Source organism: Bacillus sp. N5-665, from assembly GCF_022637375.2.
GTDB classification, from domain to species: Bacteria; Bacillota; Bacilli; order Bacillales; family Bacillaceae_G; genus Bacillus_A; species Bacillus_A wiedmannii.
On sequence record NZ_CP093325.1, the window covers coordinates 3,296,601 to 3,322,326 of the forward strand.

26 protein-coding genes are annotated in these 25,726 nt (G+C 34.3%); 4 read left to right on the plus strand and 22 right to left on the minus strand.

Features of this window, described 5'->3' with window-relative positions:
- Positions 1–3: 3 nt before the first annotated feature.
- The 4 genes from MNO09_RS19490 to MNO09_RS19505 all read right to left on the minus strand — a co-directional run bounded on the left by MNO09_RS19490 (position 4) and on the right by MNO09_RS19505 (position 2,034).
- Positions 4–759 (minus strand): sporulation protein, encoded by a 756-nt coding sequence (locus MNO09_RS19490; protein ID WP_000486601.1) that lies wholly within the window; start codon positions 757–759, stop codon positions 4–6.
- Complete coding sequence (locus MNO09_RS19495) at positions 741–1,562, minus strand: serine/threonine protein kinase (protein ID WP_000872029.1); 822 nt, start codon at positions 1,560–1,562, stop codon at positions 741–743. The genes MNO09_RS19490 and MNO09_RS19495 overlap by 19 nt, the downstream gene beginning before the upstream one ends.
- A complete protein-coding gene (locus MNO09_RS19500; protein ID WP_000473373.1) occupies positions 1,562–1,744 on the minus strand; it encodes a hypothetical protein in 183 nt (60 codons plus the stop codon). Before MNO09_RS19500 ends, MNO09_RS19495 begins: the two co-directional genes overlap by 1 nt.
- A 110-nt stretch (positions 1,745–1,854) precedes the next feature.
- Positions 1,855–2,034 (minus strand): YozD family protein, encoded by a 180-nt coding sequence (locus MNO09_RS19505; RefSeq protein WP_000658451.1) that lies wholly within the window; start codon positions 2,032–2,034, stop codon positions 1,855–1,857.
- 150 nt (positions 2,035–2,184) lie between these two features.
- Between MNO09_RS19505 and MNO09_RS19510 the strand changes: the two genes are divergently transcribed.
- The gene (locus tag MNO09_RS19510; protein ID WP_000456535.1) at positions 2,185–2,352 is read left to right on the plus strand and encodes a DUF3930 family protein; all 168 of its coding nucleotides are present in this window, start codon (positions 2,185–2,187) and stop codon (positions 2,350–2,352) included.
- Positions 2,353–2,356: 4 nt separating this feature from the next.
- Here the strand turns inward: MNO09_RS19510 and yodN are convergent, their stop codons facing one another.
- From yodN to MNO09_RS19560, 10 genes are all read right to left on the minus strand, one after another.
- Entirely contained in the window at positions 2,357–3,019 is a 663-nt protein-coding gene (gene yodN / locus MNO09_RS19515) for a germination protein YodN (protein ID WP_000101496.1), read from the minus strand.
- A gap of 189 nt (positions 3,020–3,208) precedes the next feature.
- Positions 3,209–3,424: a YozE family protein gene (locus tag MNO09_RS19520; protein ID WP_000750728.1), complete on the minus strand. Its 216-nt coding sequence runs from the start codon at positions 3,422–3,424 to the stop codon at positions 3,209–3,211.
- A 72-nt stretch (positions 3,425–3,496) separates the two neighbouring features.
- Positions 3,497–3,769, minus strand: coding sequence for a YokU family protein (locus MNO09_RS19525; protein ID WP_000995761.1), 273 nt, complete (start codon positions 3,767–3,769; stop codon positions 3,497–3,499).
- The gene (kamA, locus tag MNO09_RS19530; RefSeq protein WP_000902134.1) at positions 3,766–5,187 is read right to left on the minus strand and encodes a lysine 2,3-aminomutase; all 1,422 of its coding nucleotides are present in this window, start codon (positions 5,185–5,187) and stop codon (positions 3,766–3,768) included. The genes MNO09_RS19525 and kamA overlap by 4 nt, the downstream gene beginning before the upstream one ends.
- Positions 5,188–5,397: 210 nt before the next feature.
- Complete coding sequence (gene rocR / locus MNO09_RS19535; RefSeq protein WP_078183181.1) at positions 5,398–6,783, minus strand: arginine utilization transcriptional regulator RocR; 1,386 nt, start codon at positions 6,781–6,783, stop codon at positions 5,398–5,400.
- A gap of 99 nt (positions 6,784–6,882) precedes the next feature.
- Positions 6,883–7,728, minus strand: a complete 846-nt coding sequence (ablB, locus tag MNO09_RS19540) for a putative beta-lysine N-acetyltransferase (RefSeq protein ID WP_000878611.1) — start codon at positions 7,726–7,728, stop codon at positions 6,883–6,885.
- Positions 7,725–8,993, minus strand: coding sequence for a peptidase (locus tag MNO09_RS19545; protein WP_000436671.1), 1,269 nt, complete (start codon positions 8,991–8,993; stop codon positions 7,725–7,727). The genes ablB and MNO09_RS19545 overlap by 4 nt, the downstream gene beginning before the upstream one ends.
- Positions 8,994–9,008: 15 nt before the next feature.
- On the minus strand, positions 9,009–9,671 hold the full coding sequence (locus MNO09_RS19550) for a CoA transferase subunit B (RefSeq protein WP_000525267.1): 663 nt from the start codon (positions 9,669–9,671) through the stop codon (positions 9,009–9,011).
- Complete coding sequence (gene atoD / locus MNO09_RS19555) at positions 9,656–10,354, minus strand: acetate CoA-transferase subunit alpha (protein WP_000208097.1); 699 nt, start codon at positions 10,352–10,354, stop codon at positions 9,656–9,658. The genes MNO09_RS19550 and atoD overlap by 16 nt, the downstream gene beginning before the upstream one ends.
- Entirely contained in the window at positions 10,351–11,661 is a 1,311-nt protein-coding gene (locus MNO09_RS19560; RefSeq protein WP_001205890.1) for an aspartate aminotransferase family protein, read from the minus strand. The genes atoD and MNO09_RS19560 overlap by 4 nt, the downstream gene beginning before the upstream one ends.
- 1,003 nt (positions 11,662–12,664) lie before the next feature.
- Between MNO09_RS19560 and MNO09_RS19565 the strand changes: the two genes are divergently transcribed.
- Positions 12,665–13,414: a DUF4397 domain-containing protein gene (locus tag MNO09_RS19565; RefSeq protein ID WP_064477332.1), complete on the plus strand. Its 750-nt coding sequence runs from the start codon at positions 12,665–12,667 to the stop codon at positions 13,412–13,414.
- A gap of 33 nt (positions 13,415–13,447) precedes the next feature.
- On the opposite strand, the gene MNO09_RS19570 is transcribed toward MNO09_RS19565, so the two are convergent.
- Complete coding sequence (locus MNO09_RS19570) at positions 13,448–14,581, minus strand: BA2291 family sporulation histidine kinase (protein ID WP_081257457.1); 1,134 nt, start codon at positions 14,579–14,581, stop codon at positions 13,448–13,450.
- Between the two features lie 233 nt (positions 14,582–14,814).
- Between MNO09_RS19570 and MNO09_RS19575 the strand changes: the two genes are divergently transcribed.
- Positions 14,815–15,207: a YueI family protein gene (locus tag MNO09_RS19575; RefSeq protein WP_064477333.1), complete on the plus strand. Its 393-nt coding sequence runs from the start codon at positions 14,815–14,817 to the stop codon at positions 15,205–15,207.
- Positions 15,208–15,327: 120 nt separating this feature from the next.
- Here MNO09_RS19575 and MNO09_RS19580 read toward each other — a convergent pair whose 3' ends face one another.
- Entirely contained in the window at positions 15,328–16,752 is a 1,425-nt protein-coding gene (locus tag MNO09_RS19580) for an aldehyde dehydrogenase family protein (protein WP_064477334.1), read from the minus strand.
- A gap of 132 nt (positions 16,753–16,884) precedes the next feature.
- Positions 16,885–18,240: a hemolysin family protein gene (locus tag MNO09_RS19585; RefSeq protein WP_064477335.1), complete on the minus strand. Its 1,356-nt coding sequence runs from the start codon at positions 18,238–18,240 to the stop codon at positions 16,885–16,887.
- Between the two features lie 353 nt (positions 18,241–18,593).
- Between MNO09_RS19585 and racA the strand changes: the two genes are divergently transcribed.
- Positions 18,594–19,136 carry a chromosome-anchoring protein RacA gene (gene racA, locus MNO09_RS19590; protein WP_064477336.1) on the plus strand — a complete coding sequence of 181 codons (543 nt, stop codon included), beginning with the start codon at positions 18,594–18,596 and terminating at the stop codon, positions 19,134–19,136.
- Positions 19,137–19,232: 96 nt separating this feature from the next.
- On the opposite strand, the gene MNO09_RS19595 is transcribed toward racA, so the two are convergent.
- The 5 genes from MNO09_RS19595 to MNO09_RS19615 all read right to left on the minus strand — a co-directional run bounded on the left by MNO09_RS19595 (position 19,233) and on the right by MNO09_RS19615 (position 25,634).
- Entirely contained in the window at positions 19,233–19,829 is a 597-nt protein-coding gene (locus tag MNO09_RS19595) for a hypothetical protein (protein ID WP_000487799.1), read from the minus strand.
- Between the two features lie 274 nt (positions 19,830–20,103).
- Positions 20,104–21,954 (minus strand): hypothetical protein, encoded by a 1,851-nt coding sequence (locus MNO09_RS19600; protein WP_088046805.1) that lies wholly within the window; start codon positions 21,952–21,954, stop codon positions 20,104–20,106.
- Positions 21,944–23,764: a DUF8727 domain-containing protein gene (locus tag MNO09_RS19605; protein ID WP_064477338.1), complete on the minus strand. Its 1,821-nt coding sequence runs from the start codon at positions 23,762–23,764 to the stop codon at positions 21,944–21,946. The genes MNO09_RS19600 and MNO09_RS19605 overlap by 11 nt, the downstream gene beginning before the upstream one ends.
- Positions 23,765–23,870: 106 nt before the next feature.
- The gene (locus tag MNO09_RS19610) at positions 23,871–24,131 is read right to left on the minus strand and encodes a hypothetical protein (RefSeq protein ID WP_000391452.1); all 261 of its coding nucleotides are present in this window, start codon (positions 24,129–24,131) and stop codon (positions 23,871–23,873) included.
- A gap of 75 nt (positions 24,132–24,206) precedes the next feature.
- The gene (locus tag MNO09_RS19615; RefSeq protein ID WP_000129472.1) at positions 24,207–25,634 is read right to left on the minus strand and encodes a basic amino acid/polyamine antiporter; all 1,428 of its coding nucleotides are present in this window, start codon (positions 25,632–25,634) and stop codon (positions 24,207–24,209) included.
- Positions 25,635–25,726 lie beyond the last annotated feature (92 nt).

A 25,726-nucleotide genomic window follows, 5' to 3' on the forward strand; every position in this document is an offset into this window, starting at 1 on the left:
TTATTAAAAAATATAATTGTTAATTTTTTCTTGCATTGTTGGAATATCTTCGTTCGTTACTGTAAAGCGAACCACTTTCTCGTCAAGATCAAGCGCTTCCGCAAATAAACCTGCTAATCCACGAGATTTTCTGTCTACTTCCATAATAATTTCTAAGCGATCGTAAGCGCTTGGTAAGATTAATAATTCTAGTTCATCTAATTTCCCATAATACTCTCCGGAAACAGGAACAAACTCAAATTCTTGTGCAAACGGAACTTGCTTACGTAATCGATACGGTAATTCTTCACATTCTATATGACGCGCTTTAAAACCTAATTGATTTACACTCTCCAACACACTATTTAATAGTGCATTGGGCAACACTTGAATGTAATCACGATCAATTGGATCTATACTGCGTTTAATATCAAGACCTGTATGCACCCAAACGGTTTTCATTCCAAGTGTAAGCGGCGTTTCAACTGGCATTATAAATGAAAATGGAATTTCTTTTTTTTCATTCGGCTCAACAGAAAAAGGTTCTGTTAAACGAACTCGCTCTAAATCATATGTTGCTGTTACTTTTTTATCATCCACTTCTCGTACATACGACGTCGATAACGTTAAGTAAATGCTTTCAATTTGTTGGCTAACTGAACCACCAGTTATATGAACCTTCCCTAGTATCTCTTCTCCAACAATATACTCATCTTTTTCAAGAACTGTATCTACTTTTGCATTACCAATACCAACACTTGCTAAAAACTTTTGAAACATGGAACCTCCATCCTTTCTAAAGCAAAAGCTATATCTTTTTTTAAATCTTGTACATTCTCATAGTACGGCGTTTTTATTTGTAACATTCGCATAAGCATCTCACGGTTATAATTTTCCAAAGTTAATTCGTCATACCATGGTTTTTCATGTTTTTCATGAGATTCATAGCCTGCATATAATAAAAATAACGAGAAATGACCAAGCGCATAAAAATCGCTACGAAAGTGAACTTCTCGCATCAAAGCTTGTTCACCTTCATAAGTTGTAGCTCGTTCATCACCCTCACCCTTCAATTTAGCCAAACCAAAATCAATAATACTAATTCGATTTTCTTTCATTAATATATTCGGAATACGTAAATCTCGGTGAATAATACCTTTACTATGAAACACCGATACAATTTCTAATATTTCATATAAAATTTTAAAAACTTCACGTTCTGTATATGCATGCCCATCTAAGAAAATATAATCTTCGAAATTTTTACCAGGCATATATTCCATCACGAAAAAGCTTTTTTTCTCCCATACGAAATGATCATATAAACTAGGAATTGCATGATGATTTAATGTTTGTAAAATCATTTTCTCTTGTTCAAATGATTTTCTACCAGACTCATATCTTTGTTTACTCTGTCTTAATTGTTTTAAGACTTTATATCTATTTATTTGTAAGTCATTAACGACATATGTAACCCCATAACTGCCCATTCCAATTACTGATTCAATTTTATAACGTTCTGCAACGATTGTATTTTTTCGCAGTGGTCTATCAAATAAAGCTAGTATACGACGCCATTTCATCAGCTACTTGAAAAGAAGCTACGACTTTTACGTTTTCTTTTATAATGCTGATGCCCATAACCAGATGAACGTCGTTTATAATCGCTACTTGAATAAGAGCGACCTCTATGGCGATAATCACTACTAGAATACGAACGATTTTTTTTCCTACCTAATAAAGAATCAATAATTTTTTTGAACATCCCTTCACCTCTTGAGTAAAATTTCCTTTTAATTATACCAATAATTTCCGACTATATTTGTGACAAGTTTGTAAAGAGTAAAAAACGACGAGTTAAGCCCGCCGTTACTTTCACTCATCCTCTTCATCAAAAACTTCATCAATCATACATTTCTCTAATAAATACTCGAATGTAATATCTGCGAGATCTTCAATTTCTTCTCGTTTTGGGACGTACCCTCTTTCAATTAGTTGCTCATAAAAAAACTCCGCAATCTCTTCCGTATCAATTACGACCTCAATTTCCTTCATGAGCATCACTCCTTTATTTCTGTTTTATGAAAAAATCTCAAAATTATGTATATGAGATTAGAAAAATAGTTTTTCTTTTTTTATAGGTCATATCCTTTGGACGAGATGCATACGATGGTAGTACAAGCTATCAAAAAGGGGGATTTAATTATGGAATACCAATATGAGGTAGAACAAGAAGTAGGGCAAACAAAAGAAGAGTTCATGCATGAAGATCAATGGGCAGACTCTCTTATTAAATGGCTTTTTATTTTTTTAATAATTGTAGGCATACCTTATACTGCATATGTTGTTGTTCAATTCATTCTCTCTTTCTAGTTAACTATTTTTTCTCTGTCAATTTAACTAAATAATTATGAACAACATCCATAACAATTTTGTATTCTTCATCTTTAAATGTATCGAATAACAATTGATAATCGTTATAAATATCAAGTAATCCATCAATGATTTCTTGACGATTTGTCTTAACACTCACTTTTTTTGAGTTGTTAATTGACTTTAATTTTCCTAAATCTAATTTATTCATACCAGCTTTATCTTGTTTCATTTTCTTCAAAATTGCATTTGCCGTTTGAGCATTAGCAAGTAACGTTAAATCTGACTCATCCGCTTCTAACCATTCTCCATCCGTAATTCGTGACAATTCGTATATAGTATCTTCCCATGCGTCATTTTTATATCTCCATACTTCTGTACGAAAACCAACAATACGAAACACATCTTTATCATATCCTGTTACTTGCACGAGATCACCAAATGTGAAATTATAGTTTAATTCAATCCACTCAGTTTCACCTTTTTTCATATCTTGCTCTGAAACGTGCTGCAACGTTTGCTCTACGTAAAACCCATCGTGATTATTGACTTCGTAAACGTAAACTCCATCTAAAACCTTCATATTTGTGATTTTACCAACGGTTCCATATAGCGTAATCACGACTATGTCCCCTACGTTATATTTAGGTTGCTTTTTTCTCGCCATCTATATCTCTCCTTTTTTTGACGTCGTGATTTTGATAACAGTATATGCAACCTACATAAAAACGCTTATCACAGAAGCGTATATTCATAAATTTTTTCAATAAAAAATATCACCGTATAAAAAAATTATTTACAACGTAAAAAAAGCTAGCAAATAGACTAGCTTCACGTCAAAAATTTCATATAGTTCTTATCTCTCTTGTATATATAAATCCCAAGCTTCATCAAATATAGACATACTTTCTAGCAATCCACTTAACTCTAAGTATGAACTAATTTCATCATAATCTTCAGATTGCTTTGGAAAGCTTAAATCATCATACATTGCTTCTGCTAAATTCGATACTTCATTACTAAATAAAGCTGCACGATGCTTCATCATATAGTGGTAAAATGTCTTTTTCAAAAATATTCCCTGCCTTTCTAACTTGGATACATTATACAAGGCAAAAAAGAAAAAAACCAGCATAAAAGCTGGTTAAAAGTCGAAATAATTTCTTTTTAATAGACGTGGTCTTCCCATTAATTCTTCATATGTTAGTTGTTTTGGTAAATCTTTCGTATAAATTAGAAACAATTGATCTTCTATTTCTTTCACTGTTTGATCTGCTTGATAGTCCATACCACATGAGGAACAAGAAATGCATGGTGTCTCTTGGATTTCAATGGCTTTCGTACCATCTGGTAATTCCCAATATACAGTATTCAAGCTTTCTTTCGCTTCTGTACTGTCACACCACATACAATTCATACTGCATCACCCTCATTTTTTTTGTCGTTTTCTTCTAATTTAGCCATTTGCGATTGATACTTTTTGTCTTTAAGTTGATCACGCTTATCACGTTTATCTTTTAGTGATGCATGAGTGTCATTATCTTCATAGTCTTTACGACGGCTCATACGCTGTAAGTCGTCTGGAACAAGGTTAAATTTCTTATCACTCATAAGACCTGCGATACCAACATCTGAACGTTTTTCTTCGTAGTTTGGATAGATTTCTTTAAAGTACCCTTCTGCTCTTCCTGGGATATAGCTCTCTGGCTCTGGATACGTTGTAATAACACCTTCAAAGTTACGAAGCACAACTTTATCTGCACTTTGCGAAATTAAATAGTTTGGTTGAAGCGCAATTTTCCCGCCGCCTCCTGGTGCATCTACAACGAATGTTGGAACCGCATAACCAGATGTATGACCGCGTAAACCTTCAATAATTTCAAGACCTTTAGATACTGGTGCACGGAAATGACCAATACCTTCAGATAAGTCACATTGATAAATGTAGTATGGACGTACACGGATTTTTACTAAGTCATGCATAAGTTTTTTCATAATTGGAACGCTGTCGTTAATACCAGCTAAAATTACTGCTTGGTTTCCGACTGGAACACCAGCATTCGCTAGCATTTCACATGCTTTTTTCGATTCCTCTGTAATTTCAATAGAAGTATTGAAATGTGTATTTAACCATACTGGATGGTATTTTTTAATAATGTTACATAAGTTTTCTGTAATACGCTGCGGGAATACTACCGGCGCTCTCGTTCCGATACGAATAATCTCGACATGCGGAATCTCTCGTAAATTTTTTAATACATATTCTAAAATTTTATCGTTAATAAGAAGACCGTCTCCACCAGAAATTAATACATCTCGTACTTGTGGTGTATCACGAATGTAACCGATTGCATCATCTAATTGTTTCTTCGGCACACCCATTCCAATTTGTCCACTAAAACGACGGCGTGTACAGTAACGACAATACATAGAACATTGATTCGTTACTAAGAACAATACGCGGTCTGGATAACGATGTGTTAGCCCTGGAACTGGTGAATCTTCATCTTCATGAAGCGGATCTTCTAAATCATATTTTGTTTTATATAACTCTTCCGAGATCGGTACAGATTGCATCCGAATCGGACAGCGTGGGTCATCAGGATTCATTAGCCAAGCATAGTACGGTGTAATATTTAACGGGATCGTTTTTGTTGAAATTTTAACGCCTTCTTCTTCTTCAGGTATTAAATTAATTACTTTCTTTAAGTCATCCAAAGTTTTGATCGTATTCGTTAATTGCCAAACCCAGTCATTCCATTGCTCTTCCGTAACATCCTTCCACAACTCGATATCCTTCCAGTGACGATTTGGTTTGTATACATCATGTAACATTGCTATTCCCCCTTTTTATACGCTCATCCTTTATATAAGCAATAGTTATGCCAACTTTACATTATTGATAAGTAAATGTACGGAGAACGCTATTACATAAACAAAAAAATATTTGTAAGCACTGTATGAAATCCATACATACTATCATATTCATTACTTTTTATATATGTAAACACGCTTTTATTGGTGCAAACACACAAAAACCGCCAATTATTCGGCGGTTTTGTCGTACTTACTCAATTTATATTGAAGCGTTTGGCGAGGGATACCTAACATTTTTGCAGCTTGTAATATATTCCCTTCCGTTTCAATTAGCGCTTGATCTATTAATTCCTTTTCCGTTTGATGAAGTGCTTCTCTAAGTGGCAATATGCTCTTCTTCTTTGGCAGATTCTCTTTCCGAAATGTACGCGGTAAACAATTGGCTGTTAGTGTATCCCTTTCTGCAATAATGACAGCATGTTCAATTGTATGTTTTAGCTCACGAACATTGCCAGGCCATTGATAAGCTTGTAGTCTTTCTTTCGCTTCCTTATCCATTTGAAGTACACCTTTTTTATAACTTTTATTATATTCGTTCAAAAAATAAGACGCTAATAATAATACATCCTCAGTTCTTTCACGTAGCGGCGGAATATATAATGAAAAGACATTTAATCGATAATATAAATCCGTACGAATTTTATTCTCTCTTAAACATACTTCTGGTGGCTGATTCATTGCGGTAATAACGCGAACATCTACTTTTCTCGTCTTATTATCACCAATTCGACGAATTACACCATCTTCTAATACACGTAGCATTTTCGCTTGTAAATCGAGAGGCATTGAATTCAGTTCGTCTAAAAACAATGTCCCACCATCCACAAGTTCAAATAACCCCGCTCGTTCAATTGCCCCAGTATAGCTACCTTTCGTCGTTCCGAACAATAAACTTTCTAATAGCGACTCTGGCAAAGCTGCGCAGTTTTGTGCAATAAATGGCTTGTTCTTCCGTTTAGAAGCTTCATGAATCGCTTGTACAAATAACTCTTTCCCTGTTCCTGTTTCCCCATATATTAAAACATTTGCATCAGTTGGCGCTACTTTTTGTGCTAATTCTTTCGTCTGTTTAAATCGAGCATCATCCGTCACGATCGTCTCAAATGCAACATGCTTTTTAATTGCTTTTTTTCTAGATGACCGCTTTATTTTTGACTGCAAATCTACAATTGTATCCGTAAGTTTTTGAACTGTAGAATAGTCCTTTGCAATTTCAACAGCTCCAGCAATATTTCCATCTATAAAAATAGGTAACGTCGTATTTACTGTACAAATGTCTTCCCCATTTAAATTTTGATAATGCTGAACTTGATGAACGATTGGTTTTTTTGTATCTAACACTTTCATTAACGTACTTGTTTCCCTAGATAAAGAGGGAAACGCTTCTAACAAATGTTTACCTAACACTTTTTCAATTTTTGATCCATCGTGTTTTGCAGCTACAGTATTATAGAAAATTGTAATACCATTTTCATCTACTGCGTGTATAGCCTCATCAATACTGCCCAAAATCGCTTCAATGACTTCTTGTGTCGAAACTGCTAGCAATGTCATCCCCCCTTTTGCCGAAAATCCAGCAATAACATGCCGGATTTCCGGCATACCTATATGCGATTATAAGCATGACGATTCCGTTCTATTTTTTATACCGTACTATTTAGACAAATCTTTCACCCATATATTCATATCTTCCAGCTTATCGAAAATGTAGCAATTGTTCGCCAATCTTCCTGTATACGTATAACCTAACTGATGAAAGGCCGCATTCATTCCGAATGAAAGTGATCGAGCAATTGTATAGGAGCAGAAAATCGATTTTTCTTGCAGTTCTTCTTCTAACTTAATTAGTAAACTTTTCATAAACCCATGTTTACGATATTCGGGTAAAGTAGCACAATTCGTTAATTCTGCATTTCCTTCTTTTATATTCATTTCTGCAGATGCTGTACTAATTATTTTTCCCTCGAATTCATACACATAGTAAATTGTATCGTCTTCTTTCATCGTTTGTTTTACATAACTCGCTTCGTTTAAAGGCGTCGGATAAACTTCAAATACTTTTCCAAAGACGGCTGCTAATTCTTCCGCATCCTCTTCTGTCGCTTTTCTTAATAAAAATTTCTCTGGGACTATTTTTTCCTTTACTTCTTTTGCTTTAACACCGCTTAAAATGGTATCTTCCTCTGCCCAATGAATACTATTTCGTCTTTCATCACTAATAAATTTCACAAAGAAGTATGCATCGTGACCTTGAAAATAATGCGGTATTGTTGCTTCCAATAAAAAACCGAAAGAGAGCCATGTAGAAACATGCTCTCCCTTTCCTTTAATAATACATTTAGTGAAAGAATGCTTCTCTGCTAATTCGTCAATTGTTTGGATAATCCTCTCAATATTTCCTGTGTAGTGGTCTACTCGAATACGTTTATTAAAATAGTCTAAAACACCTTCAACTGTATAGCCATTCGTCTGTTCTCTAAAAGATTCATAGTATTTCATTTTTTCACCTCACACCAATCTAGTAATGTACATGCAATTATTTTTGCGGCAGCTATCATTTTATCAACTTCTATATATTCGTTTGGATAATGTGCTACTTTCGTCTCTCCTGGACCAAATACTATCGTTGGTACGTTAGCGATTTGTGTAAATAAACCTCCATCAGTCCCCCACGGAGATGCTTCAATAATTGGTTTGTTCCCTTCGATTTCAACAAAGTTATGCTCTAGTGTCGTAATTAACTCATGATTTTCTTCTAGTTCACCAGGAACCCATCTCGCTCCAAACCACTCTACTTCTACAGGATTTTCAACAAACCAATTGTCCACATCATTTAATTCAGCGATCCAATTCTCAAACTCTTCTTTTGCTGCCTCTATAGTCTCATTCGGCGCAATACCACATCTTCCTTCTAAATTTAACGAATCAGGAACAGAACTTGGCCAGCTCCCTCCTTCAATTTTCCCAATATTAATTGGAATTGGAATTGGAATTCCTTTAAATAATGGATCTGTAATTCGATTATTTCTCTTCTCTTCCAATTTTCTCAAATGATCTACAACAAACATACTTTTTTCAATTGCACTTACTCCTTCATAACGCGTTCCACCGTGTGCTGCTTTGCCTTTCACATGTAGACGAAACCACATGGACCCTTGTTGTTTCGGGAAAAACTTCATATTTGTCGGTTCTGGAATAATGACACCATCTGCTTTATATCCTCGTAATATAGTCGCTAATGTTCCTGCCCCGCCGCTCTCTTCTTCTATTACACTTTGAAAATAAATATCTCCTTTTAATTCAATACCAGATTCAATAATGGCTTCCATCGCAAGCATCAGTGCGACATTGCCGCCTTTCATATCCGTTGTTCCACGACCATATATACGATTCCCTATTTGCTCACCACTATAAGGGTAATGGTCCCACTGATTCACATCTCCTTCTGGTACGACATCAATATGTCCATTTAATATCATAGATTTCCCGTCGCCACTTCCTTTTAAAGTTGCCACTATGTTCGGGCTATCTGAAAAACTTGTACGCGGTGATACAAAATAAGGATGCTCTTTCATTTTAGAAAATGAAGGTTCCCAAATATCAAGATCTAAACCTAGCTCACGTAATTTTTCAATCACAATTGCCTGCGCACCACTTTCATCACCAGATACGCTTTTTTCTTGAATTAATCGTTTTAAAAATTTTACGCTCTCCTCTTCATGACTCTCGATATAATCACAAATTTTCTTTTTTAATTGCTCCATATATTACATCTCCCCTCATTCGATTACTAGTAAGTTAGAACCAATTTTAAAATCAGCTTCTGTATGTTGTTTTATATCTTCCACTGTGTATGGGCTCATTAATTCTTGTAAAACGAGTCCACCCTGCGTCACTTCCATAACTGCCATATCCGTAATAATTAAATCTACACATTTCTTTGAAGTTAATGGTAATGTACACTCCGAAACAATTTTTGCATTTCCGTATTTATCAACATGATTCATCACAACAACGACCCGCTTCGCTTTTTGTGCCAAATCCATCGCTCCCCCAATACCTGGAACGCGTTTTCCTGGTACAATCCAGTTTGCTAAATCCCCATTCTCACTTACTTGTAATGAACCAAGAATCGTTATGTCTAATAAACCTTTTCGAATCATCCCAAACGCTGTGCAACTATCAAAATAACTCGCTCCTGTAATAAGAGAAGTCGGTAAACCTGCTGCGTTACATAAATTTTCGTCTTCATTCCCTTTTCTTGGCGTAGGTCCCATACCTACAATTCCATTTTCCGCATGAAACATAACGTTTATATCGTCAGGAAGATGATTCGGTACAAGCGATGGTATACCAATACCTAAATTTACAATCATACCATTTTGTATTTCTTTCGCCGCGCGCCTAGCAATCTTATCTCTCACTTCTACGCCCATACCCATTTCCAATTCACTCCTTCCGACGGTACGATATAATTTACAAATACTCCTGGGACAACAATTTCTTCTGGATCTAAACTTCCAAGTGGAACGATTTCTTCTGCTTCTACAATCGTTATATCCCCCGCCATAGCTACGTGAGGATTCATATTACGAGCACTTTTATCAAACACAAGATTACCAAACGGATCCGCTTTTTTCGCATATACAATTGCAACCTCTGCAGTTAATGCTGTTTCAACTAAATATGTCTTGCCATTCATTTCAACTGTACGTTTTCCCTCTTCTACAATCGTATCAACACCTACATCAACTAATACACCTCCAAGTCCTACACCACCAGCGCGAATACGCTCTGCTAATGTTCCTTGAGGAGAAAACTCGATTTGTAACCTTCCTTCGTTTAGCTGTCTTCCTGCATTTGGATTTGAACCAATATGTGAAGTAATTAATGATTTTACTCTTTCATTCGTAACAAGACGACCGATTCCTACATCAGGAAATCCCGTGTCATTTCCTATTAAATTTAAATTTGTAACTCCTTTTTCTAAAATCGCCTGTATTAAAGATGGAGGGGATCCAATCCCCCCAAATCCTCCAAACATTAATGTCATATCATCGTGGAACAAAGAAATTACTTCCTCTATCTCTTTTAATTTATCGAATGTATTCGTAATAGTTGTCATGCGATACTATGCCCTCCTTTTTGCATCATTTCTTCTACACTTTTTGCAAAAATTGAAAGTAATTCATCTAACTCGGAATATGTAGTTGTCATCGGCGGTGCTACAAGCAGTGCACTATCTTCTTTTCCTGCTTGCCCTGAAACAGCTTGATATAAAAGAAGACCATTTTTAGCTGCAACCGAAATAAGTTCCGACGCCTTTGTAAACGATTGCAATTCTACTCCAATCAGCAACCCTTTTCCGCGCACATCAGCAATGATTGTCGATTGTTGCTGAACTTTCTGTAGTCCTTTTATTAAATACTCTCCCTTTTCTGCTGTTTTTTCAGGTAGATTATGTTTCTCCATATATTCAATAACAGCTAGAGCTGTTGCTGCAGATAATGGATTTGCACTTAACGTATGCCCACTCATTACAGAACGCGATCCACGTAAAATTGGCTCCATAACACGGTCACTTACAATCGTCGCTGCCATCGGTGTATATCCAGCTCCTAAACCTTTACCAAGAGTCATAATATCCGGTTCTACACCCCAATGCTCCATCGCAAACCATGCGCCAGTACGACCAAGCCCTGTCATTACTTCATCAGCAATAAATAAAATATCGTAATGACTACAAATATCTTTAATGACTTTATAATATTCTTTCGGCGGAACGACTGCGCCTCCAGCTGCTCCAATAATCGGTTCAGCGATAAAAGCTGCGATATGTTCTGCACCAATTCTTTCAATGGATCTTTCTAGTTCAGTCGCACAAGCAAGCTGACAAGTTGGATATACCTTTTGCACCGGACATCTAAAACAATATGGAGCTGGAATAGTTGGATAATCTTCTAAAATTGACACGAAACGTTGTCTGCGCAGTGGATGCCCAGACATTGATAAGGCTCCCATCGTAATACCGTGATAACTCATCCATCGTGACAAAATTTTATGCTTCCCTTGAATACCTCGCTCTTGAAAATGCTGGATTGCAATTTTCATAGCTGTTTCATTTGCTTCCGTACCACTATTCACAAAAAAGCTCCAGTTCAAATCTCCTACACTTAAATCGCTTAATTTCTTCGCTAATTTTTCAGCTGGTTCACTCGTAAACTGTGATCTATAAACGAAAGCAATCTCCTCTGCTTGCTTTTTTATAACATCTGCAATCTCCTTTACGCCATGCCCAATCCCTGCCGTAATTGCCCCTGACGAGCCATCAAAATATTTATTTCCGTTTTGATCATACAAATACACACCTTTTCCATGTGAAATCATTGGATACGGCTGACCAACAAGTGGTTTAATTAAGTAATCGCGCATAGCGCTCCCCCATTTCTCCAATTTGTATATATATATGAAGAAAATTGACGTTTCTTTCATAAAAAAGAACCCTCTGCGAAAGCAGTGATTTTATCAAAAAACTATTATAAAATATACAAATGAGTGCTAAATATTAATTTCAAAAACAGAAAATTCAGAACTTAAAATGAAGACCAACCCTTATCTATACGCTCGAATAACCCTCCTTTATATAAAATAAACGCTTCACTACATACTTTCTCAAAATAATATCAGCTTCCCTCAATTGCCGACATTGTGTAAACTTCGACGAAACTCCCTTTAAACTCCTTCCTATTCTCCTACTTTATATTGCATATTTTCAAACAAATATCGACAATTAATCCCACTAAATACATAGCAATTATTTTTATAGAAACCAATATTTCACATACATTCTCCTCCGTTTTATACAATAAAAAAAGAACCGATTAACCACATTAATCAGTTCGGCACGACGCTCTTTTATCGGTTAATACTGCCACTTGCTAACGTAAATAGAAAAAATAATGTTACAAATTCAAAATTCATCCTACATCCTAAAGCACAAAATCGTCCATAACTCCATTCACAATTCCTTTTGGGATATCCCCATCCCAATATTTCATTCCTTTCCTTATATTTAAACTACCTTTCCTTTATAATTTATGTAGGACAATTATCACTTTGTATGTGTATTTGCCCATTATTAAAAAAATCCCTAGTTTCCTAAGGATTTTTGGACATGTTTTCGATATGTTACTTCATACGCTCTTAAGGTTTTTTATTTCGAAATATACATTGTAATCGGTACATCATCATCCAACATAGATGATATATTGCTGTATACTCTAGAAAATTATAAGGCTCTTTCGCCTAAAAAACACTTATCCATAAGCAATACTCTTTATTAATTTTCAACTTTTCTCCTTCAAAAAACAATTTTTTCGCATAACCTCTTTCTTGTTAAGCATATAGTTTTAATGATGACAAAGGAGGAATATTCATGTCTCAATCTGAAATCGAAAAATATGGACAAGAAGCTGCACGTTACGAACAGCTCGCTCGTTACTATCAATTTAATAATCCGAAAAAATATGTAGAACTATATATGAAATATTACGACGCGCTTACGAAACTTGTACAGGCGTATGAAAAAAGAGATTCACAAGAAGCTGCTTTACCGTCACACATACGTTTTTTTCACTCTGCTTCAAATACACCTGCGGTTGACATTTTAGTAAACGGGCAAAAGGTTATTAAAAATATTTCATTTAAACAATTTAGTCCCTATTTAACATTAGTGCAAGGTAAATACCGTATAGATATTGTCCCAGTTGGAAATGAAACTCCCATCTTTTCAGCTTTAGTACCAATAATGGGGAATCACACTTATACTTTTGCTGCAATAAATAGTGACAATCATCTACAATTACAACCTATGCTTGATAATACACATTTACCAGCTGGTCAAGCAAAAATGCGTTTTGCACATTTTTCTCCAGATACCCCTGTTGTAAATGTAGATTTAAAAGGTGGAGATCATTTATTTGAAAATGTACTCTTTAAACAAATAACAGATTTTTTAGAAGTTAGTCCTGGTACAGCAGATATTGAAGTTTCACTCGCCGATAATCCCAGCGTCTTACTAACTATACCGAATTTCAAAGTCGAACCGAACATCATATATACAATTTCACTTTTAGGTTATTCAGCGAAAGATCCTAAATTAGAAGCCGTTATACTTACAAATTAAAACAGTCTACACCATTCATTTGGTGTAGACTGTTTATTTTTGAAATACAATTTGAAATTCTGTCCATTCGTTATCTGAACGGCACATGATGGACCCATTATGTTTTTCTACAATTTGTTTACATACAAATAATCCAATACCAGTTCCTAACTTTTTAGTAGTTACAAATGGTTCAAAAATCGTTTCTACACTTTCAGCTGGAATCATTGGCCCATTATTTTTTATCACAATTCGAATCGATTGATCTTCTTCAAATACATCAATGATAATTTTCCGTTCTTCTTTCATTGATTCTAGAGCGTCAATTGAGTTCATTAATATATTTAAAAATACTTGTCTCACTTCACTCCGATAGCCAACAAGTGGAATTTGATACGGTAAATTCTTTTCAATCGAAACATTTGCATTGACCAAACTCGGATATAAGAACTGTATAATATCTTGAAACAAATCGTTAAGCCAAAATCGTTCTGATTCATTCCACATTTCTTTTTTCGATACGAGTAAAAATTGCGAAATACGAAAATTTAACTGGTCTAATTCATGCGAAATAATATCTAAATACGATAAACTTGGATGATCTGCTTTTAATAATTTAACAAATCCCATAATTGAAGTGAGTGGGTTACGGAATTCATGTACAAAACTTGCTGACATTTGCCCTAAAATCGTCAGCCTTTCTTTATGTGTTTCGTTAATATATTGCTGTTTTTCCTCTAAATTTTTTGATATAATTTCCGAGTATTTTAAAACAGTATAATAAATTAATTTATCAAAACAAGTATGTATTTGGGCCATAATCGGTTTCAATTCACGTGCGCTAACATCTAATTCACACATCGCTTCGAAAAGTTCATTTCTTCCCACATTTGCATTATAAACAAAATCTCCAATATTCGCATCTGCCCCTGCACGTTCAATAGCAATTTTCTCGCATAATGGCTGAAGATAATCTATATCTTTTTCTTCCATAGTAAGTTCGATAATTAACTCTAATAAATCCTCTCCATTTTGAACTGCTTCTAGTTTATATGGATCTTTATCGGAAATTATCATTTTGTTTTTCCAGTTCTCAACGAATTGGTGCCTGTTGTTTTTCAAGTGCGAACAAAATACTTCTTTAATATCCTTATCGATTGGAAAAACCCCCATTCCCTCCATTTCCATGCGACGAATACCCTTTATATTTTGAATATTAACACAAAAAATGCGATTCGTTAATAGATTATTGTCACATTTTGTTAATATGTGTTGATAAAATTTTTAATGTCTTTATTAAAAGTTTAAATTGATACATTCCATTTTCCTTCCTTTCATTCAAATTTTTTTACATTCGATGCGACTTTTTTTGCATCCTGCTTCATTCTTTCGTACAATAGAAAATGAAAGGTGTGAAAAATATGGTAAATAAAAATGTGGAAGATTATCTCCAAGAAGGCATTTACGGCCAAAAGCAGAACAAACCAGAAGAACGTAATATGTATTTAACTACATTACGTGAGCGTGTAGAAATCGCTTTAACTATCGGTCAAGTAATGCAAAGTAATGTATATTCTGAAGTAGCTAGTAGCATGCGCTCTTCTCAATCATTACAAATATTCCTAAATGGTGGCATTGCTTACCCACATTTATCAAAATACATTAAATTAGCAAATGAAAAAAATGTTCCTTTTACAATTGTTCAAAATAAAGGCATAGAAACACCAATCGGTTTAGTATTATCTCATAGCACCGCTATTGACAAAGAACAAATTTATGTAGAAGATGCTATTTTCAAACAAGAAATGAAATAAAAGGTACACTTGATTAAATGAAATCGTTCTGAAAAACGTAAAACAAACAATAAAAAACGAGTATGGAATCGTAAACATTTCCTTCTCGTTTTTTATTGTTTTGTTTAAGCTTAATCTACTTTATTTTTTAATACACACTAATTTCATTTCTGTCATTTCTTCTATTGCATATTTAATTCCTTCACGCCCCGTACCGCTTTCTTTCACACCACCGTAAGGCATATGATCTACCCTAAACGTTGGAATATCATTTATCATGACACCACCAACTTCAAGCTCATCAATTGCACGCATTGCTTTAAACAAATTATTTGTAAACACACCTGCTTGTAGGCCGTAACGTGAATGATTTACTTGCTCTATCGCTTCATCAAATTCTTTAAATGTATTTACTGTCATGAGTGGACCAAATACTTCTTGGCACTGAACAGATACATACTCTGGAACATTTGTTAATACAGTTGGTTCAAAAATCCTTGCATCACGTTTCTTACCACCGTATAAAACAGCTGCCCCTTCCTTAATAGCTTCTTGCACCCACATTTCTATTCGCTCTACATCTTTTTTCGAAATTAAAGCCGATACATCCGTTTCTTCCAGCAATGGATCCCCAACAACAACTGTTTCCATCGCTTTCTTTAGCTTTGAAAGAAATTCATCCATTCTCTTTTCATGTACAAAAACACGTTGTACCGAAATACAAACTTGTCCATTGTTTACAAATGCTCCCCATTTTACACGTTCAATTAATTCATCTGCTAATTCTACATCTTCATCAATAATTACAGCAGCATTTGATCCTAGTTCCAATGTAACTCGCTTTAACCCAGCCTTTGCCTTAATTCCAATTCCAACTTTCGGACTTCCCGTAAAAGTAATGGAAGCAACATCATCATTTGTAACTATCGCCTCACCTACAGTTGAACCGGGACCAGAAATAATATTTAAAGCTCCTTTTGGCAATCCTGCCTCTTCAAATAATTCAACTAATGCGTAAGACGATAATGGCGTTTGATCAGCTGGTTTTAACACAACTGTGTTTCCGGCAGCAATTGCAGGGCCGACTTTATGCGCCACTAAATTTAATGGGAAATTAAATGGTGTAATAGCTCCTATAACCCCTATCGGTTTTCGTATTGTGTATGCAATACGCCCATCTGCACCAGGTGCTGCATCAAGTGGCAGTGTCTCACCGTATATACGCTTCGCTTCTTCCGCTGCAAATTTGTATGTCTGAACGGTACGATCTACTTCTCCCCTCGCAGCACGAATTGGTTTTGCAGCCTCTTTTGCAATAATCTCTGCAAATTCTTCTCTTCTTTCATCCATTTTTTGTGCAACCTTCTCTAAAATAGTCGCACGATCATATGCAGATAATGTATTCATTTTTTTCATTGCATTTTTTGCAGCAGTAACAGCCTCTTGTACATCTTCTTCCGTTCCTTGTGCAATTTCCGCTAACGTTTCTTCAGAATATGGTGCGTATAATGGTTTATAAGTGTTTACAGGCTTCCAATCTCCATTTATATATAAATGCTTTTTCATAATTCTTCCCCTTCCAAATATATGTTTACAACAATATTTCACCTAGTGAAAGGTCTGACTTATGTCATTGTATCATAGCACTTATTCTGCCAAAAACATTATGCTCAAAAAAACCCTGCCATATAGCAGAGTCTACGAACTAATTTGTTCTTGAAATGGAATTTGTTTTTCATCTTCTAAAATAACAATTGATTCTACAGTTTTTGTTACTTCTAATCTCTTTATATAGTGTCCATCTAATTCTTTTACACAAAACTTATAATTTTCAATTTCAATGAAATCCTCTTCAGCAATTTCTATATTCTTCGTTAAAATCCAACCACCAATTGTATCAACACCATTATCATCAATCGTTAAACCTAATAACGTATTCACTTCACTAACAAGCACTTTTCCCTCTAGTATTGTTTTCGTTTCACTAACTTTTTGAATTTCTGGCTGTTCATCCGTATCAAACTCATCTTGAATATCTCCCACTATTTCTTCTAAAATGTCTTCAACTGTAACAAGTCCAGACGTACCACCATATTCATCTATCAATATAGCAATATGTGTTCTTTCTTTTTGCATTTTTAAAAATAAGTCGTGTATTGGGATAGAGTCGATAACTAAAATGATTGGCCTAATATATTGCTCTACTTTCTTATTACTTACTGCATTATGCTGCACAAAATCTGTGAAAATATCTTTAAAGTTTACAAAGCCTATTACGTGATCTTTGTCCCCATCTACAACTGGATATCTCGTATATTTTTCCCGAGACATTTTTTGCAAAGCTTCTTCAGCAGGCATTTCTTTACTTATAATATGCATCTCAGTTCGGGGTACCATTATTTCTTTCGCTATACGATCATCAAATTCAAAAATTTTATTTACATATTTATATTCAGACTGATTAATCTCTCCATTTTTGTAACTTTCTGAAACTAATAACCGTAATTCTTCTTCTGAATGAACCTCATCGTGCCCTTTCGGTGGTTTCAGCCCTAACAACTTCGTAATAATGCGGGCTGATCCATTTAATAGCCAAATAAATGGAAACGCCATACGATAAAAGAAAATTAATGGTTTAGCAACAAACAAACTCACTTGTTCAGCTTTTTGAATCGCGAATGTTTTTGGGGCCAATTCCCCTATTACAACATGTAAAAATGTAATAAACAAAAACACTAAAATTACAGCAAACATGTCTGCTAGTTGAGTAGAAATGTTCAAATTTGCAAAAAGCGTGTCAAACATTTGCTTTAACGCCGGTTTACCAAACCACCCAATCCCCAGAGCTGTAACTGTTATTCCTAGCTGACAAGCAGATAAATATTCGTCTAAGTTTGTAATGACTGTTTTGACAGATGTTGCGCGATTATTTCCTTCTGCAATTAAATAGTCAATTCGTGAACTTCGCACTTTAACAATTGCAAATTCTGCTGCAACGAAAAATGCCGTTAAGGCAATTAAAACAATCACTATACTTATACTATATATGTCCAAATACTTCTCCTTACTTACATTGTAAGCAAGGAAGCCACCTCCTACTTAATTTTATTCAAGTGAAGTAAGCATTCTAATACTCTAACAAAATTCTACATTAGCAACCACCTTTTTATATATTATATGCATACATAAAAAAGATATTTATCATTATGATAATCTAATTCATTTCCCTTAGTCAAATAGTTCTAAATCTTAAGATAAAACATTTTATATAAACGATATATTCTTCACAGCTTCATTTCGTGAAAAAACACTTTCTTTGCCGATTCCACACTTCTTTTGTCACACTAGAAGGGAACTTCCTTCATAGATCGAAATCATTCAACAGGATATATATAGGAGGGATTATTTTGGAATATAAAACACCATTTATCGCAAAAAAATTAGGTGTTAGCCCAAAGGCTGTTGTCCGGATTGCACAACAATTAAATCTTACGATAGAAAAAAATAAATATGGTCACTTTATTTTCACACAAGAAGATTTAGATCAAATGTTAGAATTCCATCTTTTACAAATAGAGCAGTCTCAAAACTCTCACCCTACTCAAAAAACATCATCAAATGATGTTGAAGAATTAAAAACTCAAGTAAATACAATTGTTCAAAACAAATCATCACATGAATTTGAGCAATTAGCAGCTCAATTAAACACTATTACGAGAAGGCTAGATCGAATGGAAGAACAAATGCAAGATAAGGCAAATGATGTTGTTACGTACCAACTTTTACAACATCGCCGTGAAATGGAGGAAATGTTAGAGCGGATTCAAAAGCTAGAAGCTTCCCTCAAGAAAGAAGAACCAATATATATTACTCCCGATTCAAAACCAACATATGAACGAGAAAAGAAGCCGAAGCGCCGCAAAATGATTTTTAGTATATTTGGATTATAATTTTTAGACCCTTATTAAAATAATAAGGGTCTTTTTTCATGAAGAAAGACTTCATATTAAAATAGCATTCTCTTTATTATATATATTCATTTCGCTTTATTTTGTTAACATAATATTTTTACTGTATTCTGCGATTAATGCCTGTGCATGAGCATTCCCTTGAATCACATCTCGAAATTCTTTTAAAGAATACAAATGCGTAGCCCCTTTTCGGGCATGAATTCGCACTGGTACACCTTGTAAAGTATCATGAAACTGAAATGGCTTATCTACCGGTTCAATTGGGAAACCGAGTGTTAATAAATACATATACATTCTTTTTGTCACTGCTGCAATATACCATTCTGCTTTCGTTTCTAATGCATGCATAAATAAAATAGCTGTTAGTCTTTTGAAGTGTCCTCTCCCACGAGACGTTTTCGCAATACTTAACTTGCCTATTTCATACACATTTTTCAAATCTTTCACTAAATCATTTTTAGAAAACGGATAGAAAAACTCAGAATTCGATTGCTCTGGTTCCGTATACTTAATACATTCTACTGTACCAATATGATGTTCATCTTCTATTAATAAAAATCGTGATGGATTTAAATTACGTTCTACGAACATTAAGTTTCTTTCTTCACAAAAATCTCCCCATAGTTGCTCGAACCAAAAATGTTCTTCTTTTGTTTGAACACGCTGGAACATATTTACCCGCCTTTCCCATCGCCGCTCTGTTTTTGATAACGCTTTCACTATCTATCATATAAGAACAAATCTTCGTATGCAACTAAAAATATTTATGACTTATTATATTCTGCAAAATGAATTAAATTCCATCTTAATTGTCTTTTATCCCTCATGTACCGTTCTTCTAACAATATATTTATATTACTTTCAAATTCAAATCGTATAAAGCTGCCTTCCATACAGCATATATTTCTTCTTAATCTAAAAAAATCCTTTATAAAAAAGGATTTTTTTACTTCTTCATGCTTTTTAACCACTTCTCAAAAATTTGTACCATTCCATGTTTTCCGGCTAATTTCTCTTCCCCTTGTTTCGTTTTATATGGATATAATTGCAAGAACACACCACATCCAGACTCAATTTTTTTACTATGCATATGACTTCCTGGATATACACAAATAACTTCATAAATGGCCCTTCGATAATAGACTCTCTTTCCATCCTGTTCTTCTACATATTTTATAGACCAGTACTTATACATTTGCTCAGTTGCCTTCGTATTTCCAACGTGCTGAAAAATATTGTACATGGGGCTATACTTCACTTCGATAATAATAGAAGATTGATATACGTATTTCCCTTCTTCCTTTACATAACAGTCTAAGCGAATGTCTGGCTTCTTCGTATCTTCTCCATTATAAAAATTACTCCCTTTACTTAATGCAATAAGAGGATGAGTTTCAATTAAATCATTAAATGCGACTTGTACTCTAATATCATCTCGTTGTAAAACTACTGTCGTTCCATCCTGTAATCCATCTACATAAAAATGTTCTTGAATTTGTTCACGAATGGAATTTCTAGCCTCAAAACCAATTTGCTCTAACATGGAAATAACGATAAAAAAAGCGTAATATTCATACACTAAAAATGTTGGTTTATAAACAAATAATAAAGATGGAGATTGTTCTGTATATTGTGGAAGTAAATCTAAATGCTGTAGTAGTTGTTGATGTGGTATCGGTAAATTATGTGAGTGCATGTTACCAGTTTCGGAAACTTCTCTCCAAAATGGAGAATGCATTAAAGTTTGAAAGTATTGTACACTTTCATGTACAAAATGCGCTAATATTTTATATTCTTGTATCTTCATAGAGCTTTTTCGCAAATCCGCCTCTTTTAGTAAATGTATATTTTTATATTTTTGTTTCTCTCTATCGGTCACTGATCCATTACGCTCAATTGTTTGTATAATCGTTTTTACAGCTTGAAATTCTTCTGATTTCTTCCTTTTTGCTCTTTCTAATATTTCAATTGTTTGGCGCAAAAAACTTTCCGCTTCAAGTAAATAGAGATAAAATTGCATCGCTTTAAATTTAAGAAATGCATTTTCCTTACTATTTTTTTGTTCTATCAACTTACGATTATAATATTTTGCATACGGTTTTCTTTCCGCCACTATGGCTCCTTTTCTCGTCGCTTTCCGCTCCTGTTCTTCCCATTTATATTCATGTATAAATTTTGAACTCGATTCTATTTTCTTGAAAATTTGCTTTATCTTTTTCATTTTTTGCGGCAACTTTCTAAGTAACACTAAATAAGAAGAATCTTCAATATCACTAAGTGCAGAGAAAGTCTTTTTATAATAACCTCTATCTAAAATCAACTCATTCAAAATTGACTTTACATAGTTTTGAATCATTTCAAATTGATCATCAAAAAAATTTTTGGGAACGATTTGAAATGCGCCATAATACGTTCTATCTTCTATATTCACTTCAAAATGATATAATCCACAACGCCATGGATAAAAGAATTCCGTTTTTCCATGTTCATATATTAATACCTTTTGTTTTTTTTCATTTATTTCATATTTTGACTCTTTTATATTTTTCTGTCCCTCATATACTTTATTCCATATAAAAGTAATATTCATTGGACTTTCATAATGGTAATGCAATCTAATTGGTTTTAATTCTTGTACTTTATAAATACATTGAACTAATTCTGTAGTAGATGTACAAAGACGATTTAATAAAATATATTCCCCTTTTGCCTCAGTTCCAATGATTAACTTTAATACAAAAGGGAGCGTTTCTTTCGTATCAACGATTTCTGTTTCATATCGCCCTTCATTTTGCATAGCCATACAGCTCCAGTTCTCTACGCTTTTCTCTTATATATGCTAAAGAGTGTTCAAATGTAGATACTCTGTTTGCAAGTGGCGATTGCAAAAGAGGTAGTAATGTTGCCCCCCTTTTTACGTCTTCAGAAAGTAAAGACCCAACCATCATTTCAGTCCCTCTTATTTTCGTCAATACACGTTGCTTGATTTGTAAATCAAATCCCTCTTCTCTACTGATCATATAGGAATGATTATTTTGGAACGGTATATTTTGCAAGTAAGTAGCGATTGCGTTTGCACATCGAAATGAAATTCCCTTTGACATATCATGTGATGACAATACAACATGTAACTTATCTAATAGTTCTAACTCTTCTTCAGAAAACACCTCAATCATCGCTTTATTCCTGACCCAGCTTATACGAAATTCTCCTGCAGTTACTTTCAGAGGTGGTTGTAATACAATTTTCTCTTGTTCCATACACATCTCACAAAACGGAATCTTTTGTAACGTTATTAAATTCGTCCGATCTAATAATCGATCTGAGAGTTCTTTCGTTGTTTCATCAAAATTTACTGTACCTACAAATATAATATTTTCACCAATTTCAATTGTTGATGGAATTGGATTTTCTTTTTCTTGTACACCTTCATACAAATTTAGAATACGGTTTTGCTTTTCAAGTTGAAGAACAGATAGAAATGGAGTAAACCAATGCTCAATATGCGACATATTCATTTCATCAAAAACGATTATATATAGTTGATTTTGATTTTCTTTTGCCTTCATTAACGCCCTAACTAATTTTGTTTCACTTTCAATAAAAGTACCATTTGGGTGAAGGTAACCAAGTAAATCATGTGGTTCTTGATACGATGGTGAAATCGGAATCCAAACCAATTCTTCCCCATACTGTAATCCAAGTGCTTCTGCATAAGCTTGCACAAATCGGGATTTCCCAGCGCCTGGTATACCACCTAGAATCGTCAACATATTTGTTTTCGCACTTATATGGAAATTATAAATGTCCGTTTCATCCAAATATAGCCCTTTATTACGTACAAAACTTTTTACATACTGTAAAAAGACGGATTCACGCTCATCCCATTCCCATTCATCCTTGTGCACTTTTATTTCCTCTACTTCTACATGCTTACCTTCTTCAGTCATTCGTTTTTTTAATTGCTCATACATGTGATTGCTTACAAAATACAATTGATCTTCTACCGCTATTTCCACATACTTCATCCAGTCATTTAAGTCTATATACTTACATTCCCGCTGCTGTTCAAAATAGGCGATTGAACTAATTGATGATGATTTTAAAGATATATTTCCATATAACCTTCCATCGTGCCACAATAATTCGGGAGGCTCAAAGTCTTTCGGATATTTTGGCATTAGAAATGACAAATAGCCATTTCCAAGTTTTCTTTCTAAAGACTCTCCTTTTTTGTATTCGGAAACTTTAGGTACTGGAATCATTTTATAGCCATTGGCCATTTCTCGTGGTTCTTCCGCACAAATTAACTCCACGTATATATGTCCTCTTTCATAATAGAGACGAAACATAACCAATTGCTTTTCTAATTTTCTTTTCTTTAATTCCGAAAAGACTTTTTCATTCTTTTTATTGCTACATAAACCTTCAAATACGTATGGTTCATTTTTTAATTGCTCTTGTAACGTGAATGGTATTGGCGATAGGCATTGCACAAAAAAATTCTCTCCATTCTTCTCTCTCTCTGCTTTTGTAAACTTTCCGATAAACCTCATATAGTACATTCTTTTTATAAAACTTGGCTGAAGAGCTTTATGTAATTTCACCTTCGTCACCTTCTTTTTTTCATACTATTCTTAGTGTATGAAAGAAATGAAAAACTAGAAACAAAAAACCTGACGTTATCCGCCAGGTTCAAAATAAAAACGTATATTAATGAGATGGAAATGCTTTTTTCTCTTGTAAAATGGCATTATGAGCAATTTTCATTTTAGCAAGTACATATCGTAATCGATCTTCAGCGTTTTCATCTGTATTTTGCTGTAATTCCGCCAAATTCTCTACAGCACTCGCTAAATTTTCAATCACTCCTCGTAGTTCAGGATGGTGATTAAAAAAGGATTCTTGCACTAATACTTTCCTTACTTCACTCGCTAAATCAACAATTCTGGTTAACTGTTCTTTTTCTTCCATTTTTATCCCTCCTGAATATCTTATGTATTAAATATTCTCTAGACAAAGAAAAAAGCCCTTTATTTAAAAGGACTTTTACATTTTTATATTTCCAGTTAATAGCATATAAAGTGATGTGATAGCTGCGATAACAATTGCCCACATTACATATCTCTCAATACCTTTAAAACAACGATTTCCTTTTTCTTTTCTTGCATACATGTAAACAATAATCCCGATTCCATACACGATTGAAACAAGTAATAAATTTTTCAAACCTGCTGCATATAGAAGCCATACAGAATAAATAGAAGCAATTAAAGCTAACGAGCCGTTTTTTACTTTTGCATCTTTTAGTTCGTTTGTAATAACTAATTTGAATTGGAATAACGCTGATAATAAATATGGTACTAAAATTGATGTTGAAGCTATGAAATACATAATTTGATATGTTGATTCTGAAAACAGAACGATTATAAATATAATTTGGGCAACGCAATTTGAGATCCATAATGCCATATGTGGCGTTTGTTTTTTATTTGTTTTCGTAAAGACTTTCGGAAACACGCCATCTTTTCCTGCTACGTGGGAAATTTCAGAAACAAGTAAAAACCAGCCTATTAATGTACCTACAAGTGAAGCAACTAACCCAATGTTAATCGCAACTGCGCCCCATGTCCCAACAACATGTTCTAATACATGTCCCATTGATGGGGTTTCTAACACGGAAAGCTCTCCTCTTGTCATCGCTCCCATAGACAAGACAGAAATTAAAATATAAATAGACATTACTAAAATAAGTCCAAGTACTGTCGCTTTACCAACATCTCGGCTATTTTTCGCTCTACCAGATAATACAACCGCTCCTTCAACCCCAATGAAAACCCAAAGAGTTACAAGCATTGTATTTTTCACTTGACCAAGTATAGAGGAAACTGATATAGTTCCTTCTCCCCAAAAATCATGTGTAAACGTATCCCAGCGAAACGCTGTTACCATTACAACAATAAATAATACGATTGGAACTAATTTCCCTATCGTTGCAATAACATTCATAATAGATGCTTCACGAATTCCAAATAAAATTAGAAAATGAAGTGTCCATAATAAAAGTGATGCTCCAACAATAGACGCAACATTATTTCCACCTTTAAAAATGGGGAAGAAATAACCTAATGTACTAAACAGTAACATGATTGTTGCAACGTTTCCTAAAATTCCTGCTAGCCAATATCCCCAAGCACTGTTAAATCCGATATATTCTCCGAAACCAGCACGTGCATAACTATAAATTCCGCCCTCAAGCTCCGGTTTTTGTCTTGCTAACGTTTGATATACGAGCGCGAGTGGAATCATTCCCATCGCTGTAATACACCAACCAATTATTATAGAGCCGCTATTCGCTCCTACTGCTAAATCATGCGGTAAACTAAAAACACCGCCACCAACCATCGTTCCGACTACTAATGCAATTAATGGAAAAAACCCTAACTTCTTTTCTATTTGTACCACCCCATCTGTCATTCTAGGTGTTATGTTCGTTCAACTATTAAAGTCACCTTTTTCTCTAATAGACGTTTCTCTTATATTTTTTCAGGAAAACATTACTTATTCTA